19 protein-coding genes are annotated in these 18,074 nt (G+C 60.4%); 6 read left to right on the top strand and 13 right to left on the bottom strand.

The features are described from left to right. Positions 1-20: 20 nt before the first annotated feature. Genes flgF through flgB form a run of 5 tightly spaced genes read right to left on the bottom strand, consistent with a single transcriptional unit; the run spans position 21 to position 4,386 of the window. The gene (gene flgF / locus GLW01_RS11335; protein WP_160899115.1) at positions 21-773 is read right to left on the bottom strand and encodes a flagellar basal-body rod protein FlgF; all 753 of its coding nucleotides are present in this window, start codon (positions 771-773) and stop codon (positions 21-23) included. A gap of 39 nt (positions 774-812) precedes the next feature. Beyond that, entirely contained in the window at positions 813-2,780 is a 1,968-nt protein-coding gene (locus GLW01_RS11330) for a flagellar hook protein FlgE (protein ID WP_160899114.1), read from the bottom strand. 25 nt (positions 2,781-2,805) lie between these two features. After that, positions 2,806-3,498: a flagellar hook assembly protein FlgD gene (locus GLW01_RS11325; protein ID WP_160899113.1), complete on the bottom strand. Its 693-nt coding sequence runs from the start codon at positions 3,496-3,498 to the stop codon at positions 2,806-2,808. A gap of 21 nt (positions 3,499-3,519) precedes the next feature. Beyond that, a complete protein-coding gene (gene flgC, locus GLW01_RS11320) occupies positions 3,520-3,978 on the bottom strand; it encodes a flagellar basal body rod protein FlgC (protein ID WP_160899112.1) in 459 nt (152 codons plus the stop codon). 3 nt (positions 3,979-3,981) lie between these two features. Beyond that, positions 3,982-4,386, bottom strand: coding sequence for a flagellar basal body rod protein FlgB (flgB, locus tag GLW01_RS11315; protein ID WP_151440616.1), 405 nt, complete (start codon positions 4,384-4,386; stop codon positions 3,982-3,984). Between the two features lie 225 nt (positions 4,387-4,611). Between flgB and GLW01_RS11310 the strand changes: the two genes are divergently transcribed. Beyond that, positions 4,612-6,018 carry an adenylate/guanylate cyclase domain-containing protein gene (locus GLW01_RS11310; protein WP_237416574.1) on the top strand — a complete coding sequence of 469 codons (1,407 nt, stop codon included), beginning with the start codon at positions 4,612-4,614 and terminating at the stop codon, positions 6,016-6,018. A 3-nt stretch (positions 6,019-6,021) separates the two neighbouring features. Here GLW01_RS11310 and queF read toward each other — a convergent pair whose 3' ends face one another. Genes queF through GLW01_RS11295 form a run of 3 tightly spaced genes read right to left on the bottom strand, consistent with a single transcriptional unit; the run spans position 6,022 to position 8,564 of the window. Continuing rightward, entirely contained in the window at positions 6,022-6,840 is an 819-nt protein-coding gene (gene queF, locus GLW01_RS11305; RefSeq protein ID WP_160899111.1) for an NADPH-dependent 7-cyano-7-deazaguanine reductase QueF, read from the bottom strand. Positions 6,841-6,849: 9 nt separating this feature from the next. Then, positions 6,850-7,623, bottom strand: coding sequence for an ABC transporter permease (locus tag GLW01_RS11300; protein WP_151440618.1), 774 nt, complete (start codon positions 7,621-7,623; stop codon positions 6,850-6,852). After that, positions 7,620-8,564: an ABC transporter ATP-binding protein gene (locus tag GLW01_RS11295; protein ID WP_151440619.1), complete on the bottom strand. Its 945-nt coding sequence runs from the start codon at positions 8,562-8,564 to the stop codon at positions 7,620-7,622. Before GLW01_RS11295 ends, GLW01_RS11300 begins: the two co-directional genes overlap by 4 nt. Before the next feature lie 151 nt (positions 8,565-8,715). On the opposite strand from GLW01_RS11295, the gene GLW01_RS11290 reads away from it, so the two are divergent. Beyond that, a complete protein-coding gene (locus GLW01_RS11290; protein WP_160899110.1) occupies positions 8,716-9,882 on the top strand; it encodes a hypothetical protein in 1,167 nt (388 codons plus the stop codon). Here GLW01_RS11290 and GLW01_RS11285 read toward each other — a convergent pair. The 3 genes from GLW01_RS11285 to GLW01_RS11275 form a co-directional block, all read right to left on the bottom strand. Next, the gene (locus tag GLW01_RS11285) at positions 9,875-11,176 is read right to left on the bottom strand and encodes an HD-GYP domain-containing protein (protein ID WP_160899109.1); all 1,302 of its coding nucleotides are present in this window, start codon (positions 11,174-11,176) and stop codon (positions 9,875-9,877) included. The two genes, GLW01_RS11290 and GLW01_RS11285, sit on opposite strands and share 8 nt — an antisense overlap. A 149-nt stretch (positions 11,177-11,325) precedes the next feature. Further along, positions 11,326-11,904 (bottom strand): hypothetical protein, encoded by a 579-nt coding sequence (locus GLW01_RS11280; protein ID WP_160899108.1) that lies wholly within the window; start codon positions 11,902-11,904, stop codon positions 11,326-11,328. Further along, complete coding sequence (locus GLW01_RS11275; protein ID WP_151440623.1) at positions 11,901-12,188, bottom strand: PilZ domain-containing protein; 288 nt, start codon at positions 12,186-12,188, stop codon at positions 11,901-11,903. Before GLW01_RS11275 ends, GLW01_RS11280 begins: the two co-directional genes overlap by 4 nt. A 174-nt stretch (positions 12,189-12,362) precedes the next feature. Between GLW01_RS11275 and GLW01_RS11270 the strand changes: the two genes are divergently transcribed. Next, a complete protein-coding gene (locus tag GLW01_RS11270) occupies positions 12,363-12,737 on the top strand; it encodes a hypothetical protein (protein WP_151440624.1) in 375 nt (124 codons plus the stop codon). Between the two features lie 4 nt (positions 12,738-12,741). Here GLW01_RS11270 and GLW01_RS11265 read toward each other — a convergent pair whose 3' ends face one another. Beyond that, entirely contained in the window at positions 12,742-13,290 is a 549-nt protein-coding gene (locus GLW01_RS11265) for a methylated-DNA--[protein]-cysteine S-methyltransferase (RefSeq protein ID WP_151440625.1), read from the bottom strand. Then, on the bottom strand, positions 13,287-13,835 hold the full coding sequence (locus tag GLW01_RS11260; protein WP_151440626.1) for a hypothetical protein: 549 nt from the start codon (positions 13,833-13,835) through the stop codon (positions 13,287-13,289). Before GLW01_RS11260 ends, GLW01_RS11265 begins: the two co-directional genes overlap by 4 nt. 449 nt (positions 13,836-14,284) lie before the next feature. On the opposite strand from GLW01_RS11260, the gene GLW01_RS11255 reads away from it, so the two are divergent. The 3 genes from GLW01_RS11255 to GLW01_RS11245 all read left to right on the top strand — a co-directional run bounded on the left by GLW01_RS11255 (position 14,285) and on the right by GLW01_RS11245 (position 17,862). Next, positions 14,285-16,423, top strand: coding sequence for an adenosylcobalamin-dependent ribonucleoside-diphosphate reductase (locus GLW01_RS11255; RefSeq protein WP_160899107.1), 2,139 nt, complete (start codon positions 14,285-14,287; stop codon positions 16,421-16,423). A gap of 30 nt (positions 16,424-16,453) precedes the next feature. Then, positions 16,454-17,140: an NrdJb gene (locus GLW01_RS11250; RefSeq protein WP_160899106.1), complete on the top strand. Its 687-nt coding sequence runs from the start codon at positions 16,454-16,456 to the stop codon at positions 17,138-17,140. 245 nt (positions 17,141-17,385) lie between these two features. Beyond that, positions 17,386-17,862, top strand: a complete 477-nt coding sequence (locus GLW01_RS11245) for a DUF1294 domain-containing protein (RefSeq protein ID WP_160899105.1) — start codon at positions 17,386-17,388, stop codon at positions 17,860-17,862. Positions 17,863-18,074 lie beyond the last annotated feature (212 nt).

Genomic DNA, 18,074 nt, shown 5'->3' with positions numbered 1-18,074 from the left:
CGTCACCCATGACGTTTCCATCAGAGGTCTTGCAACAAGCGTGCCACGCTCTGGCTGTTCTCGTCGGCGGTCTGCATGGCCTTGACCTGCATCTCGTACTGGCGGGAAAGCTGCAGGTTCTGGATCATGGATTCCACGGCGGAGACGTTGGAGCCCTCCAGAAACCCGCTGACCACCTGGACATCGCCGTCCGGCTGCAGGGGGCCCTGCTGGTCGGCATCCGGTTTAAGACGGAAAAGACCGTCATCCCCCTTCTGGATCTGGTCCTCCCCCGGGTCCACCAGCTTGAGCCGGTCCACTTCCACCAGCTGGTCACTGGGCGCCCCGGCTGGAACGACTGAAAGCGTGCCATCCGAGCCGATCTCGATCTTATCCGCCGGCGGCACGGCAACCGGGCCTCCGTTACCCATGACCGGCAGCCCTTCGCCGTTACGCAGGATGCCATTGGCATCAACCTGAAGGCTTCCGGCACGGGTATAGGCCTCATCACCGGGTTCCGGCTCCACCGCCAGCCAACCGTCGCCCTTGATGGCGATATCCAGGGAGCGACCGGTCTGCTTCATGGGGCCATGGCTCAGATCCGCCCCCGGGTTCTCCGTCATGGCATAGGCCCGGGACGGATGATGCTCGCCGTATACCGGCATGCTGCGGGCATTGGCGAAGTCCTGCTTGAACCCGGTAGTGTCCGCGTTCGCCAGGTTGTTGGCGTTGACCTGCTGCGCGTACATGTTCTGCTTGGCGCCGGTCATCGAAATGTAGAGCGAGCGGTCCATGGAACCCTCCTGTGCTCATTCAGTCCTCAACCTGTGGGATTACCGCAGGTTGATGATGGTCTGGGTGATCTGGTCCGAGGTCTCAATGGTCTTGGAGTTGGCCTGGAAGTTCCGCTGGGCGGTAATCAGACCCACGAGCTGCTCGGAGAGATCGACGTTGGATTCCTCAACGGAGCTGGACTGGATTGCGCCCAGGGGACCGGTATTGGGGCGGCTGATCACCGCATCGCCGGAGTCGATGGTTTCAACCCAGGCGGTATCCCCAACCGGAGCAAGCCCTTCGTTGTTCCGGAAATTAGCCAGAGCGATCTGGCCCAGCGCCTCGGACTCGCCATTGCTGAAACGCGCCTGGATCACGCCTTCCTCGCTCACATCCAGTCCCGTCAGCCGGCCGGTTGCGAAGCCATTCTGCTGGAGGTCATTGACGGCGAACCCGGAGCCGACCTGGGTGGTGTTGCTGTAATCAAGGACGAAGTTGGAGCTGTTCGAATCCGGGGGCAGCGGGGGCTCGGTAAGACCAGTATTGGGGCCAGCGGCACCATTAGCGTTGCCATCCTGATCCTTGGGAACCCAGTCGTTGATTAACACATCGTCGGACGCGGCAGTATCCAAGCTCCCGTTATTCTGGAAAACCAGATCAAATCCGTCTTCGCCATCGGGGTTTTCAGAGGTGTTGCCAACCAGCTCGCCATCAATCTCCACATAGCTTTTCCAGGAGTTATCCGGATTACCCACCCGGGACTGCTTAACAAAATACTGGGTCATTTCATGCGGGTTGCCCAGACTGTCGTAGATCGTTGTCGAAGTGGAATGATTATAGGTATTCGGGTCATTAGGATCGAAGGCATTCCGATCTATATTTGTCTGATCTACCTTGGTGTCAGCAATGTTATTATCAACACCACTAACTGTTGCTCCCTCCATGGAGTAGCCCTGAGCGGCCTCCACGCGAATAGTGCCAACCGCGGTTACCGCATCAGAACTATCCAGAGTCGTCGCTCCGCCATTACTGCTATCAATTTGAGCGAAATCACCACTTCCGGCACCACTTGAGGGATCAGTCAAGGTAAACGAGAGATTCCTTCCCTCATTATCGTTGAGTTCAACATCTCCCGAATTAACCGAGGCGTTGAAACCACTTATATTTGAATTGTTCAGCGCGTTGGCAAGCTCAGTGGCGTTGTCAAAATCCGTCCCTTTTTCAAGGGTTACGGAATTGCTGGCACCTACATTGACAGTGAGTTGGGCACCATCCCATGAAGCATCACCATTAAGGTTCTGCAAGGTAGTACTGGTTGGCTCAGCTGTCGCAGTAATACCATCCCGGGTATCCAGCTCACTTGCCAACTCTCGCGCCGAAACATCGCCCTGTGAGGTAAAGTCCTCACTTGTGCCGTCAGGAGCACTGTAACTCCAGCCCGCCTCGGGAATACCCTGATTCCCAGTATTCGTCGTGTTGACATCACTCCCGCCAGCAACATAGCTCTGGGCTTGAACGCGCAGCACCGTCTCTCTGGAGTCTAGATTAAGATTCGCCGCAACATTGGTGGTGGACTTGGGCGCCAGGTTCTCAGTGTTCACCTCAAGATCGCCACGAACATCACCAACCTGCCCGCTTTCATTGGCCTGGAACCCCTGAACCCGGGCCCCCTGGTTATTGGTGACAAAACCGTTCTGGTCCACACCGAACTGACCGGCGCGCGAGAACTGGCGTTCGCCATTGGCGCCCTCCAGAACGAAGAACCCTTCCCCATCAATGGCCATGTCCAGGCCATTACTGGTGGCGGTGATGTTGCCCTGCTGGAAAAGCTGCCGGGTGTTCTGAACGCTGACCCCATCACCCGCGGACGTATCGCCCAGGTTCTGCAGGCCGGAGCTGTAGAGGTCACCAAACTCCGTCCGCGAGCGCTTGAAGCCCGTGGTGCTGGCGTTGGCGATGTTGTTGCCTTTCACGTCCAGATCCGTCTGGGCCGCATTGAGTCCGCTGAGTGCGATATTGAACGCCATGGTAAACCTCGCCCACTACTTGTTATCAGTTGATCTGTTTGACCTGGTCCAGCGGCACTGAGCCGCGCCCTGCCAGGTTCAGCGTCACGCCCCCGTTCTCCAGGTTGACGCTGTCCACGTTCGCATTGAGCCGGGTAGCCAGCTCCTGGGTCTCGCCGTCGTACTGGGCTTCCGCCTGGACCCGGTAATCGCCCGGCTCCATCAGATCGCCGTCGCCATTCTCACCGTCCCAGCTGAAATCCACTGTGCCGCTGCCCTGTTGGCCCATGTCCATCTGGCGAACCAGTTCCCCGGAAGGGTTGTACACGTTGACCCGCAGATTCGAGGTAGCCGAAGGCACTTCCACCGCTCCTTTCACCTCGCCCTCAGGGCCAAGGTTGGCGATGTTGCCCTCTACCTGAACCTGCTGCCCGACCATGGCGGAGGCCTGCAGCGCCTGGGTGGAGCGGAACTGGCCCATGGCATCCTCAACAGAGGAGTTCAGGCTCTGCATCTCCTCCAGGGAAGAGAACTGGGCCAGCTGAGCCACAAAATCCTCGTTCTTCTGCGGGTCCAGAGGGTTCTGGTTCTGCATCTGGGCCATCATGAGATCCAGGAACTCATTGCGGCCCATATCCGAGGCCTTGTTGCCGCCCTCGCTCTTGCCACCCTGATTCTGGTTCCGGTACTCCTTGAGGATGTCCGAAGCCGAATTGGTTGAGCTGTTAACGCCGTCCATCGTCGCTACCCCCGTTCCCGCTTACTGGCCCTGACCCAGCGTCATGACGCGCTGCATCATGCTCTTGGCCGTGTTCATCACCTCAACGTTGGTCTGGAAGGAGCGCGACGCCGACATCATGTCCGCCATCTCCTCCACCACGTTGACGTTCGGGTAATACACATAGCCGTTGTCATCCGCCTTGGGATGATCCGGCTGATAACGCTGCTCCAGCTCAACATCGCTTTCCACGATGGCATCCACCTGAACCCCGGCGGATTCCAGTTCGTTGCGCGAAAAACCCGCGTCCTGCACGCCGCCGCCCTGGCCCATCATGTCCGCCTGGATGGCGGAAAAAACGGGCTTGCGCGCACGGTAAACGTCATCCGTACTGGAACTGGCCGTCTCGGCGTTCGCCAGGTTGCTGGAGGTTGTGTTCAGCCGGATCGACTGGGCCGACATGGCAGAGCCGGCAATATCAAAGACCTGATTGAGTGACATGGTTTACTGCCCCGCGAGTGCGTCTTTGAGTCCCTTAATACTGCTGTTCAGGAACTGGAAACTGGACTGGAACTCCATGGAGTTGCGCATGTACTTGGACATCTCCGTCTGGGTATCCACGGTATTACCATCGATCGACGGCTGGATCGGGTTGCGGTACATCAGCTCCGGATTGCCGCCACCGCCACCCTCGCCGGTCATATGCCCGGAATCCGAGGCCGTCATCGCCAGGCCTTCCTGCTGGCCCTGGGCCTGCTGAAGGGCCGCCTGGAAGTCGATGTCACGCGCCTTGTAGCCGGGCGTATCGGCATTGGCGAGGTTATTGGCGAGCACTTCGGAGCGCTGGGAGCGCAACCGCAGAGCGTCATCGTGAATGCCGAATGCGTTGTCAAAGCTGATCGTGGTCATGACTGGCCCCTTTTTGCCGGGTAATCGGGCTTTGTCGGTATTAAGCAATAGCGGTGCCAAAGTGCTACACTCCTTTGTATTCAGGCATTAACGCCGCAACGGCAAAAATACGGGTGCCATAGCGGCAAACCTGTGCCAGTGCCGGAAACCGCTGTCTTCGGGGTCAATTGTGAGCCCAGGAGTTTGCTGGTAACGTTCCCTCAACATGGATGCGATCGTTGGACAATGATGAACGTACCCCTCATGCCTTCGAGCCTGACGGCCATGGACCCCAAGCAGAAACCGAACGCCATCCCGCCCATGCCGGATTACCATGCGCGGGTGCTCGGCTACATGGCCGGTGCTGCCATTCTCGGCACAGGGGTGTTTCTCGATCACTTCCATGACTACCTGATCTGGTTCGTGCCGCTGGCTCTGATCTGGCCGCACGTTCTCTACTTCCTGTCCCGGGCGATATTCCCCAGGCGCACGCCACAGATCCGCGAGCGCATACTGCTGCTCGACGGCTTCCTGATCGGCTCCCTGACGGTCTATATCGAGTTCAGCGTCATCCCCTCGCTGATGCTGCTGCTGATGATCAGCTTCAGCGGCATCATTGTCGGGGGGCTGAGAGCCTGGGCGCTGAACGTTGCCGCACTGGCGGTTGGGGTGACTACGTCACTGCCGATTGCCGGCGTCAGCTTCGAGCCCTGGGCTCCGCCCACCCTCACCGTGGTGAGCGGCGTGGTGACCACGCTCTATGTATGCGTCATGGCCTTCTACACCTATCTCCAGGCGCGCGCGCTGGTGGCGGCCAAGTCCCAGATCCAGTACCAGCGTGAACAGTCCATCGCCCTATCCCACAAGCTGGCCAAATACCTCTCACCACAGGTGTGGCAGTCCATCTTCACCGGTGAACGCGACGTGCGGCTGGAAACCCAGCGCAAGAAGCTGGCCGTCTTCTTCTCCGACATCCAGGGTTTCACCGAGCTTTCCGAGGAGATGGAACCGGAAGGGCTGACGGAGCTGCTCAACACCTACTTCACCGAGATGTCCCAGATCGCGCTGAAGTACGGCGGCACCATCGACAAGTTCGTGGGTGACAGCATCATGATCTTCTTCGGCGACCCCACCAGCCAGGGCGCGAAGAAGGACACACAGGCCTGTGTCTCGATGGCCATCGAGATGCGCAAGCACATGACGGTGCTGCGCCAGAAATGGAAGAGCCAGGGCATCCGCACGCCCCTGGAGATACGGATGGGCATAAGCACCGGGTTCTGCACCGTCGGCAACTTCGGCGCGGACAACCGTATGGATTACACCATCATCGGCAAGGAAGTGAACCTGGCAAGCCGCCTGGAGGAACTGGCGGATCCGGGCGAGATCCTGGTTTCCTACGAGACCTTCTCACTGATCAAGGACAGCATCCTGTGCCGGGACAAGGGCGAAATCACCGTAAAAGGGTTCGCACGGCCGGTACCCATCTACCAGGTGATCGACTTCCGCCAGGACGTGGGCGACCAGCGCAGCTTCCTGGAGCATGAGGGGGACGGCTTCGCGATGTATCTGGATTCCGAGAAAGTCGACGAGCGTGAACGAGAACACATCATACAGGCGCTGGACCGGGCGGCCCGACGCCTGCGTGACGAATAGCGCCTACTGGCGCAGCAACCTTGGTGCTGGCGCATCGCCCTGGTGGGTCGAGCGCCAGGGGTTGATGTCGAGCCCGCCACGGCGTGTATAGAACGCCCCCACACTCAGCCGCTCCGGCGTCAGGGTATCCCTCAGATCCGTGAAAATCCGCTCCACACAGGCCTCGTGGAAGTCCCGTGCCTCACGGTAGCTGATGACATAGCCCAGCAGCGCCTCCGGCCGCATGCGGGCCCCCGTATAGTGGACCACAAGCGTGGCCCAGTCCGGCTGGCCCGTCACCGGGCAGAGGCTGCGCAGCAGGTGCGAACACAGGCTCTCGGTGACCACGTCGCCATCCAGCGAACGCAGTGAGGCCAGAGGGCCATCGGCGGGCATGATCACACCTTCCACGTCATCAATCAGGTGTGCCCCTTCCGGCCGTGCCACCAGTCTGGCATCCGCGTCCACATCCCCCAGCACCACGGACACTGCAGCGCCCGCGGCTTCGGACAGATCCCGCTCGATGGTGGTGCGCACCGACTCCACGCCTTCGAACACTGTGCTGTTGAAGGCATTGAGATACAGCTTGAGCGACTTTGATTCGATCAGATTGGGCGAATCCGCGGGCACCCGGAACTCGGCGGTGGCCACCCGGGGCACCCCGTCCGGGCGCAGCCAGCTCAATTCCCAGGCCTGCCAGCGGTCCTCGCCCTGCCAGGGCCAGCCGTCAGCCAGCCCCAGGGACTCCCGTGCCTGTGCCCGGGCCACAGGATACAGGAGCGCCGGATCATAGTGCTCAGGGTAGGCGCTGGTCCGGCCCAGTGGTGCATCATCCAGTTCCATGTCGCCTCCTCAGCTGCGGATGCCCTTGCCCCGGTCAAGCAGGCGCAGGCTCACCGTGAACAGCACCACTGCAAACACCACCAGCATGGCGATCGCCCACACCGGCCCCACATCCGAGGCGCCCAGGACACCATAGCGGAAGGCGTTCACCATATAGAGAATGGGATTGGCCATGGAGAGCCCCTGCCAGAACGGATCCAGCAGGTTGATGGAATAGAACACGCCCCCGAGGTAGGTCAGTGGCGTCAGCACAAAGGTCGGCACAATCGAGATGTCATCGAACTTGGTGGCGAACATCGCGTTGATGAATCCGCCCAGAGAGAACACCAGTGAGGTGAGCAGCGCCGTGGTAACCACCAGGACCGGGCTGTAGAACTCCAGGGTGGTGAACGCCAGCGACACCAGCATGACCACGAAACCCACGATCAGTCCGCGCGCCATGCCACCCGCAAGGTAGCCGGTCAGGATCACCCAGTTGGGCGTGGGCGAGACCAGCAGTTCCTCAATGCTGCGCTGGAACTTCATGCTGAAGAACGAGGACACCACATTGGCGTAGGAGCTGGTGATCACCGACATCATGATCAGCCCTGGCACAATGAACTCCATGTAGTCATAGCCTTCCATGGGCCCGATGCGGCTTCCGATCAGGTTGCCGAAGATCACGAAGTACAGCGTCATGGTCACCGCCGGCGGCAGCAGGGTCTGCGGCCAGATGCGGGTGAAGCGCCGCACCTCGCGCACGACAATGGTCATGAAGGCGATCCAGATCTGGTACGGCGTCATGCGCTCTCCTCCTCTTCGGATGCCGGCAGCGAGCGGCCCACCAGGCTCATGAACAGCTCCTCCAGCCGGTTGGAACGGTTGCGCATGCTGGTCACCTCCCAGCCCTGTTCACCGAGCTGGCGGAAGACGTCGTTCAGTCCGTCCTCCTTTTCAACCTCGACGACCAGTGCCCCCTCATCATTGCGGAAGCAGTGGTAGCCCTCCAGCTGCGGCAGGGTTCCGGGATCGTTGCGGATATCGAGAATGAAATGCTCCATGCTCAGCTGCTGCAGCAGTGCCTGCTTGGAGGTGTGCTGAAGAATGCGGCCACCGTCGATGATCGCGATGTTGCGGCACAGCGCTTCCGCCTCCTCCAGATAGTGAGTGGTCAGGATGATCGTGACCCCCTCGCGGTTGATGCGCTCAAGAAAGCCCCACATGGAACGCCGCAGCTCAATGTCCACGCCCGCCGTGGGTTCGTCCAGGATCAGCACCCGGGGCTCATGCACCAGCGCCCGGGCGATGAGCAGCCGGCGCTTCATGCCTCCCGACAGCATACGCGCCGGTGAGTTGCGCTTATCCCACAGGCCCAGCTCACGCAGGTAACGCTCGGCATTGAGCGCCGCTCGGGCCGGAGCCATACCGTAATAACCGGCCTGGGTACGCACGATGTCGCCCACTTTCTCGAACTGATTGAAGTTGAACTCCTGGGGCACAAAGCCGAGCCATGTCTTGAGGCGGGCGGGATCGGTATCCAGATCGGCATCGAAAACCCGCACCTGCCCGGCCGTCTTGCGCACCAGTGACGCAAGCACGCCGAGCGTGGTGGATTTACCGGCCCCGTTCGGCCCCAGCAGGGCAAAGAAATCACCAGCTTCGACCTGCATATCAATCCCCTTCAGCGCCTCAAGGCCACCGGGAAAGGTCTTGCGCAATCCGCGAATATCCAGTGCGTATTCCATAGAGATCTCTTATCGAATCAACGTCGCTGATTATGGGGATCACGTGCCCTGATGCAAGGGCATTGCCCAATCTGCGACCTGTGTCAGATCAGAATCGGCTGCAGCTTCCTACAATGCCGAAACGCAACAGTTCAGGGCCTATGGACGAGCAATGACCACCCAGACCCCGCGAAACGCAGTACGGATGGTAACCGCTTTCCTCACCACGGGGTGCCTGTTGGCACTTGCCGGCTGCGGCGGCAGTGATGGCGACGGGGACGGCGACCTGCGCACGGGCACCCTTTTCACTGAGGGCGTCGAAAACATCCATTATGAAACGCGCAGCCAGTCCGGGACCACCGGTGAGAACGGTGAATTCCGTTACCACCCCGGCGAAACACTGACCTTCCGGCTGGGTAACCTCGTTCTCGCCGAAAACGTCCCTGCTGCCCCCTTCCTCACGCCCATCGATTTCACGGCGGAGGCCCGCAGGCAGCTGCACAGTGGCGGCACCGATGGGGAAGGCCTGGAGACCCACCGCGGCATCGAGGAGGATCTGGCCGAGAATAACGCGATCGCCATCAACATCACCCGTTTGCTGAGCGCCCTGGCTGAACAGGACAGTCCGGCCTCATCGGAGGAAACGCTTGAAATCACGCAGCGGACCATCGATCAACTGAACAGCTACCTGGCCGATGACAGCAATCCCCGCATTGATTTCAGTGTCTCCACGGAGTCGTTCTCAAGACCCGACAACATCTCAGAGGACAACCGGGAGGATGACACGGGTGACCTGATCGACCCGTCACCGGCCAACCGCCTGCTGGACAGTATCTGCTTCGCTCCCGAGGGCGATGAGCTCTGTGAAGCCCCGCCCACTGAATCCGAGATCGGGAATGCGACCGGTGACCGCGTGGAAGAACTGGAGGATGAACGGCGCAATATCCTCAATGCCCGCCGCACCCTGGATCGAGCCCCCACCGGCAATACCATTGAGTTTCTTTCCCAGGACACGCTCGATTTCAGGAACGACCTGGCGACCGCCTTCTACCTGGAGCCCGGCACCCTGACCATTGGCCCTTCAGACGGCAGCATCAGAACAGTGGCCATAAAACGCACCGGTTCATCCGGCTTCTCACTGAAACGACTGGAGGCGAAAGCGGAAGGCTCGGGCTGGGCGATCCACAGCGTGGATCGTCAGGAAGGCACAGTGGAGTTCTACCGGAATACCAGCAGGCCCGCGGAAAGCGGCACGATACTCGTCAACTTCAAGGTGGATTACCCGGGTTTCGACAACTACCGCTGGGTCCGCAAGAACCTGCTGGTGGAAGTCAACTGAACAGCCCCTTGAGACTCCAGCGGGAGCGCTGGCGTGCCGCCGCGCCGGTCACCTCGTACTGCGAGGGATCAATGCCCCCGTAACCGAAGGGTTTGCAGTCCACAATGCGGGCGTTGGCGTCCGCCGCCTCCTCATTCTGTTTGGCCAGATCCACGATGTGGCCCTGCTGGAGGGGCTTCTTGTCGGTATCGGTCAGCACCATAACGCTGGGCCAGAGGCGGCGTTTCGGCGTGTGTGACACCACCACGGCCACCTCACGGGTCGCCAGCTCCACGATCGTGCCCGTCGGGTAAACACCCACCGCCTGAATGAACTGCTCAACCAGATCCTCCTGGAACTGGCTGTTGCGGCATTCAAAGAGCCGCGAAACCGCCTGGGCCGGCGTCAGCTGGCTGCGCCTTTCCCTGGGCTCGATCAGGTATTCATAGTAATCCACCAGTCCTACCAGCTTCGCCAGCAGGGGAATATGCTCACCGTTGACCCGCTGCGGGAAACCCGTGCCGTTATGGCGCTCCCGGTGGTAACGGATCACGTTCACCACCACACGCGGCAGACCGGAGGCCGCCGCAAGGCGGGCCCCAATCTCCGGATAGCGGGAGTAGGTCTGCCACTGCTCGGTGGTCAGCTCACTCTCGGCTACCTGCATGCCCTCGGGCAGACGCGCTGTACCGATGTGGGAAAGCAGCGCCCCCATTGAAAGCTTGTGCAGCACATCCGGATCCAACCCAAGCTGGCGCCCCAGGAGAAGGGCCCAGATGCTGATGTTGAGGGAATGACGATAGGTATAATCATCGCGGCTCTGGACGCGACTGAGCCACAGCAGCGCATCGGGGTTGCGTGCCACGCTCTCCGCCATCGTGCGGGCAACGGAGGAAACCTCCTCAACGTCGACCTCATTATGGCCGGCAGCCAGCATCTCATTAACCCGACCCAGGGCTTTTTCAACGTTATCCAGAACCGGCTGAACGTTCCGGATTTCCTTGCGCAACGGGCGTGTGGTCTCGTAATGGTGGGGATTGCGCACCTTGACGGCAGGCAGTTTGATCACCTTGCCATCACCACCGTCACGGCGGGCCGTGGTACCCGTGGACTCGGCGGCCCTACTCTCGCGCTTTTCCGCCACATCCACATGAACATGGCGGCAGTGCCGGATCAGCTCATCCACTTCCTTCTGGTTGCGGATGTAGAACCCCTGGATGGGGAACGGCGTCTCATGCCACGGCCGATCCAGATCCGCAACGAACATGCCGATTTCAAGTTCCTTTACGGAGATCTTTCGCCGCTGTACACCCATGGATTCATCCTCGACGCCCGATATGACTTCTTCGTTCTACTTCTTCTTTTTTGCATTGTTTCAAAATTGAAAGAAGAAGCAACGCGCCGACTGTGACGATTCGTTCCGCAAATGCGGCGAAATGTTACAGGAGTTTTCCCGGCGGTGGATCAACCGTCATCGCAGACATGGTCACCCAGCTGCGGCGGCCGTTGAGTAAGGCTGCCGGTGGGTACAGTGCGCACCCGGAAGGTATAGGGCACGGAGGAAGCGCGCAGATAGTCAACGTTGACCACTTTGTCTCCCATGTCCACACCCGTCTGGCGGGGAGAACAGCTGACGCGGAGCTCGAGGCGGCTACCCAGATCCCGTACCCGCGTGCTGCCGTCAGCATCGGTCAGCTGCATGCACACCTGCCCCGCCTCGACCGGCTTACCGCTGTTCGTGGCATCCAGCCGCGGGTCACCACAGGCAGCAATCGCGTCTTCCGAGCAGGCGCCATCCATTCCGGGATCGCGCAGTTGCCACTCGCGCCGGCTGCACTGGGTTTTCACGGTGACCGGTGTGGCGCTGTCCTGGCGCCAGTGCCAGGCCGGGTAGCGTGCGGTTTTCCATCTCAGCAGCACACGCCGTTCCTCACCAGCGGAGTTTTCGGCGGTCATGGCGGAATAGTGGGTCCGCTGTGTGCTACAGCCTGAAAGGCCCATGGCCAGCAGCAGAACCAGCACAACGCCTGTCACAGTTCTCAATGGCCTTCTCCCTGCTCGGTCTGCGTATCCATGAACGCCAGGCCGTAACCATCACTGGCCTCGCGCACGACCCGCATCCGGCGCACAGGCGCGGGTACGGGCAACCCCTGGACCTGGACCTCCACCTCACTGCCAATCCCGGGGAAAGGCTCATTATCCACAAGAACGAAGATACCGCCGTCGGACAGATCACGCATTGTGAATACATGCTCGCCAATCTCACTGTGGCGCACCATGATGCGCACACTCATGCTGGTCCGGATGTAACGCCGCTGCTCAGGCATGCTCCCTGTCCACCCTTGATACTGTCCGGAGCAAGCATAGCAGCTTCCGCCATGCATGCAGCCTGAAAGCTGCTAATGCCGCTTGTACTGATGATGCAGCCACCGGGGTTGTGCTGTCGCGCCTGAAAGGCTATACAGTCAGTCACTCATGCAATCTGCCGGAGACCAAGCCGCATGCTGGTGTGCACGAACTGCCGACAGGGGCTTATGGATCCCATCCGGAACGAAGACGAGCCGGAGTACACGGACCGCTACCAGTGCGGCCACTGCGGTCACGCCGCGACCATTCCCTCGCTACTGATCATCTTCAGCCAGTTCATCTCCGCGATACTCGGGGGCGGGATCACGTTCTATCTGCTCCAGCACCACGGGGTTCGGGCGTTTGCGCTCTTGGTTTCGGAAGGGAACAGCAACCTGCTGCTGCGGGAAGGCGGGCTGGCACTGGGCGCGCTGACCCTGGTACTCGCCTTTATCTACCTGCTCTACCTTTCGTTCCGTGGCATCAGCAAGCGCATGCGCTACCGTCTGCCGCCGCAGAACGCCCAGTAGGCCTTCACAGGCCCACGCCCTCGCCGCTCAACAGCCACCGCTTGCGCCGTTCACCACCGCCGTAGTTGCCGGTTCCGCCGGAAGCCGGCAGCACACGATGGCATGGAACCAGAACAGGCACCGGGTTGGCGCCCACCGCAGCGCCCACCGCCCGGGCGGCCCCGGGCTGGCCAATGTGACGGGCGACTTCGCCATAGGTGAGGCACTGCCCCGGGTCGAGCCGCAACAGATAACGCCAGACCCGTTGCTGGAACGCGGACCCCACCATCTCAAGCGTCGGCATGGAGACCGCCGCCTGGTTGGGCCAGGCGTGGAGGATGGCGGCGAGGCCGGAGAGCCGATCGTCGTCCTCCGGTATTGGTTCCGGTTCCCGGCGCCAGACCTTCGCCGCCCGGCGAAAACGCGCTTCCACATCAGAAGGGCTGTCCACAAACGCAAGCTGGGTCAGCGCATCCTCATGCCACAGAGACCAGACCCGCCCCCAGGGCGAATCAACCTCGCCATACACCAGATCCCCTGCGGGCTCCGGGCGCTGCAGCCAGATCACGTTCATTGGTTCCCCTTCCCCATTACCAGAGCGTCGGTGCGGTTCACATCCTCGGGCCCGAAAGTCAGTTCATCGCCTTCCCGCTGGTAACTCAGGCGCCGCAGCAATGCCCGGCCGGAAAAATGTTCAAGGTGAGCCACCACCATGTTGCTGCGGTCGCGGCTGTCGAGGAGCTCGCCCTTACCGGTGGCATAGACCACCAGTGCCACAACGTCGTCTCCCCGCAGAATGGCTTTCAGACTCTCGAAGATCAGCTCAATACGCTCAGTGTCATCCGCCCCCGAAGCGGGATCAATATGCACTCCCCGGACCCCACCGCGGCGGGACAGCACAAACGCCCGCGGGCGGAAACGATCGCCTTCGGCAGCCAGTTCCGTCTTCACCACCGGCAGCGTCTCCCGCATCAACCGGTTCCAGCTCGGCAGGGGTCTGTCGTCAGTGACCGGCTCAGGAGCAACCTGCTGCTCCATCGCCACGTCCGTGGTTGTGCAACCGGCCGCAAGCAGTGCAGCAGCGGCCAGAACGAGCAATAGCAGAAGCCTGATCCGCATGAGGGCATCCATCTCCGAAAACCGCAGGATAACCCATTGCTCCGGAGTCTTCACCCAATACTATATCTAGTATATCGCATACTACAGTTTTCGGACCGCAGCGACCGCCCCCTTCCTAAATCCCTGCCATGGGCGGATTCTGCCGCACCCACCCCATTTGGCCGCCATGTTCACTTGACACCCCAGAGGCCAAAACCACAAGATACGGGCATCAACAACAAGAAAAAGTCGATATATTGGGGGTTAATCAAAAATGACAGTGCATGTCAACAGGCCAGAGGCATTGCCTCGGCCTGCTCTCCTGTTAAGCCCTGCAGCCGGGAAGATGCCCCGCTTTACCCTCTCCGCGGGGTCCGGCTGAGCCACGGGCTGCTCAAAACCTAAACACAAGATATGGTGGTTGCATTGCGCAACCGGTATCCAAGTAACAACCAGGGACAACGCCACTCATGAACGCCAAGACTCAGGATCTGACCAACAACATTCCCTTCCAGGAAACCTCGGTCGACATCTGGGCCAGCAAGTACCAGCTCAAGACCAAGGCCGGCGAGCCTGTCGACCGTGAAATCGAGGACACCTACAAGCGCGTCGCGGAGTCCCTGGCCTCCGTGGAGACCGCCAAGAAGCGCAAGGCCGTGCACGAAGACTTCGTCTGGGCCCTGCGCAACGGCGCGATACCGGCCGGGCGCATCACCTCCAACGCGGGCGCGGAAGCGCACAAGCCGGCCACCTCCACCATCAACTGCACCGTCTCCGGCACCGTCTATGACTCCATGGACAACATCCTGGTGAAGAACCACGAAGCAGGCCTCACCCTCAAGGCCGGCTGCGGCATCGGCTACGAGTTCTCCACCCTGCGGCCCAAGGGCGCCTATGTGGCGGGTGCCGGCGCCACCACCTCCGGTCCCCTGTCCTTCATGGATATCTTCGACCGCATGTGCTTCACCGTCTCCTCAGCGGGCGGGCGCCGTGGCGCGCAGATGGCAACCTTCGATGTGCACCACCCGGACATCATCGACTTCATCGAAGCCAAGCGCGAAGACGCCCGCCTGCGCCAGTTCAACCTCTCACTGCTGATCACCGAAGACTTCATCGAGGCAGTGAAGAACGACGCGGACTGGCAACTCTCCTTCCCCGTCTCCAGCGAGGAAGCCGAGAAGGAAGGCCTGGACCTGAACGACCCGGAACAGTTCGTCTACCGTGACTTCCCGGTCAAGGACGGCTACGTGACCGACGGCAAGGGCAATGTCGCCTGCCGGATCTACCGCACACTCAAGGCGCGCGCGATCTGGGACAAGATCATGTCCTCCACCTACGACTACGCCGAGCCGGGCTTCATCCTGATCGACAAGGTCAACCGGATGAACAACAACTGGTTCTGCGAGAACATCCGCGCCACCAACCCCTGCGGTGAGCAGCCCCTGCCGCCCTACGGCAGCTGCCTGCTGGGCTCGATCAACCTGACCCGCTTTGTGGAGTTCCCCTTCACCGAGAAGGCGCGCTTCAACTACGACAAGTACCGCAAGGTCGTGGGCATCTTCACCCGCATGCTGGACAACGTGGTCGAGCTCAACGGCCTGCCGCTGGACAAGCAGCGCCACGAGATCGAATACAAGCGCCGCCACGGCATGGGCATCCTGGGCCTGGGCTCCACGCTCGCCATGCTGCGCATGCCCTACGGCTCTGCGGACTCCGTCGCCTTCACCGAGGAAGTGACCAAGGAGATGGCGCTGGAAGGCTGGCGCGAAGGCGTCCGCCTCGCCGAAGAAAAAGGCCCCGCCCCGATCATGAACGACGAGTTCGAAGTGACCGAGGAAATGCTCGAACTGCGCCCCGAGATGCGTGAAGACGGCTACACCGCCGGCGACAAGGTGCCCGGGCGCATCCTGCACGCGCGCTACAGCCGCTACATGCAGAAGATCGCCGAGGCGGAGCCGGAGGTCGTGCAGCAGATCGCCGAGAAAGGCGTGCGCTTCACGCACCACACCTCCATCGCGCCCACGGGCACCATCTCGCTGTCGCTGGCCAACAACGCCAGCAACGGCATCGAGCCCAGCTTCTCGCACCACTACTCACGCAACGTGATCCGCGAGGGGCGCAAGTCCAAGGAAAAAGTGGACGTGTTCTCCTTCGAGCTGCTCGCCTACCGCGAGCTGGTGAACGAGAAGGCCATGCCCGACTCCGAGAACCCCGAGGAGCAGCTGCCGAGCTACTTCACCGTGGCGGACGACGTGAGCCCGAAGCAGCACGTGGACATCCAGGGCGCGGCCCAGAAGTGGGTGGACTCCTCCATTTCCAAGACCGCGAACGTGCCCACGGACTTCGCGTACGACGACTTCAAGGACATCTACATGTACGCCTACGAGCAGGGGCTGAAGGGCTGCACCACCTTCCGCTTCAACCCCGAGGCCTTCCAGGGCGTGTTGGTGAAGCAGAAGGACCTTGAAGGCACCCAATACGAGTTCACGCTGGAGGATGGCAGTACCGTCCAGGTCAGTGGCGACGAGGAAATCGAATACGACGGCGAATTCCACAACGCCGCCAACCTCTTCGATGCCCTCAAGGAAGGCACCTACGGCAAGTACTGAACCGAATCCAGACTACGGAGACCCGAAAAAATGACCGTCCGAATCGAGAAGAAAATCGTCGACCAGCGCGTTCTCAAGGAAGAGAACGCCGCCAATGAGGCGCAGCAGACCAGCACCGAGAACCAGCCGCTGGTGATGAACGAGCACATCGAGCGGCCCGAGTTCCTGCTCGGCACCACCTACAAGATCAAGCCGCCGATCGATGACCACGCGATGTACATCACCATCAACGACATCATCCTCAACGAGGGCACGGACCATGAAACCCGCCGCCCCTACGAGGTGTTCATCAACTCCAAGAACATGGAGCACTTCCAGTGGGTGATCGCCCTCACCCGCGTGCTCTCCGCCGTGTTCCGCAAGGGCGGCGACGTCACCTTCCTGGTGGAAGAGCTGCGCTCCGTGCACGACCCGAGCGGCGGCTACTTCAAGAAAGGCGGCGTCTTCATGCCCTCGCTGGTGGCCGAGATCGGCTACGTGATCGAGAAGCACATGAAGGCCATCGGCCTGATCGAGACCGAAGAGATGAGCGAGCTCACCCAGCGGATGATCGCCGAGAAGAAAGCCGCCTTTGAGAGCAACGGCGAACCGGCCACCAACGCCGAGGGCAGCTACCCGCCCAACGCCACGGTCTGCGGCAAATGCCACACCAAGGCCATGGTGATGATGGATGGGTGTGAAACCTGCCTTGCCTGCGGCGAAAGTAAGTGCGGCTAACGCCGGATACCAAGCCCCCTGCGGTTCACGCCCCAGGGGGCTTTTTGGTTGGGGTTGATTGAATGCGGGTAAACGGGAATTCAGGATATTACATCGCGGTCTACGCCTGCGTGGTAGACCCCTGATTTTATGGATAGATTCCGGATAAACTCAGCAAAGCAAGCTGGCGCTATACCGAATTCAGGGATATCAATAACGCAGAATTCCTATCATTACCTGTTAGCGAGAATAAAAGGTTTTCTTCAGTGAAATATCACCACATATTACTACTAGCCTTCGGCATATTCTTGGTCGCCTCCTATTTCCTGGGCTATACGCCTGTTGCTTTTGGTGTGCTCTTTCTCATTGTTAGCTTGAAAGCCTATTTTCTATACGCAAAAGACAAGGCCGCCGCGAAGGTTGGATCTTGGCGCGTGCCGGAGAATGCTCTCCACGTGGTGGCGCTATTGTTCGGTTGGCCTGGGGCTCTTATTGCCCAGGAACGTCTGCGCCATAAGACTAAGAAGCAGAGTTTCCGCGTGTTTTTTTGGCTTACTGTATTGGTCAATCTTGGTGGCGTTGCTTGGCTTCACAGCCCACAAGGCAACAGTCTACTTCGCGAAGGCGTGCATCAATTTGAGAACTTCGCCGTATCCAATCTGCCACACAGGGTGTCAGATTCAACGGTTCTGTTCTTTACAGATTTCCGCAACAAGGGGCCGGGTGATTACGCTAACAAGTAGTTCCAGTTCGTTCCGGGCCTAAAGGCCCTCCACCGGACGCCCTTTTGTCCGCTTCGCTGCGAAAAGGTCGCCGCTGAACAATGGCGTTGAGACTGTAGAAAAACCCCCGATTTGGTAGGCTGGCACCGAGCAACAGGGAGTCGTTGGCATGCCCCGCTTCAAGCCCTACAACTACGATCAGGACGCGATGGTGGTGATCAACTACCGCCACC

This window comes from Vreelandella halophila, from assembly GCF_009856365.1.
In the GTDB taxonomy this organism is placed as follows: domain Bacteria; phylum Pseudomonadota; class Gammaproteobacteria; order Pseudomonadales; family Oleiphilaceae; genus Halospina; species Halospina utahensis_B.
Note: the sequence above shows the minus strand (reverse complement) of the source record. Positions and strands in the feature narration are given on the sequence as shown.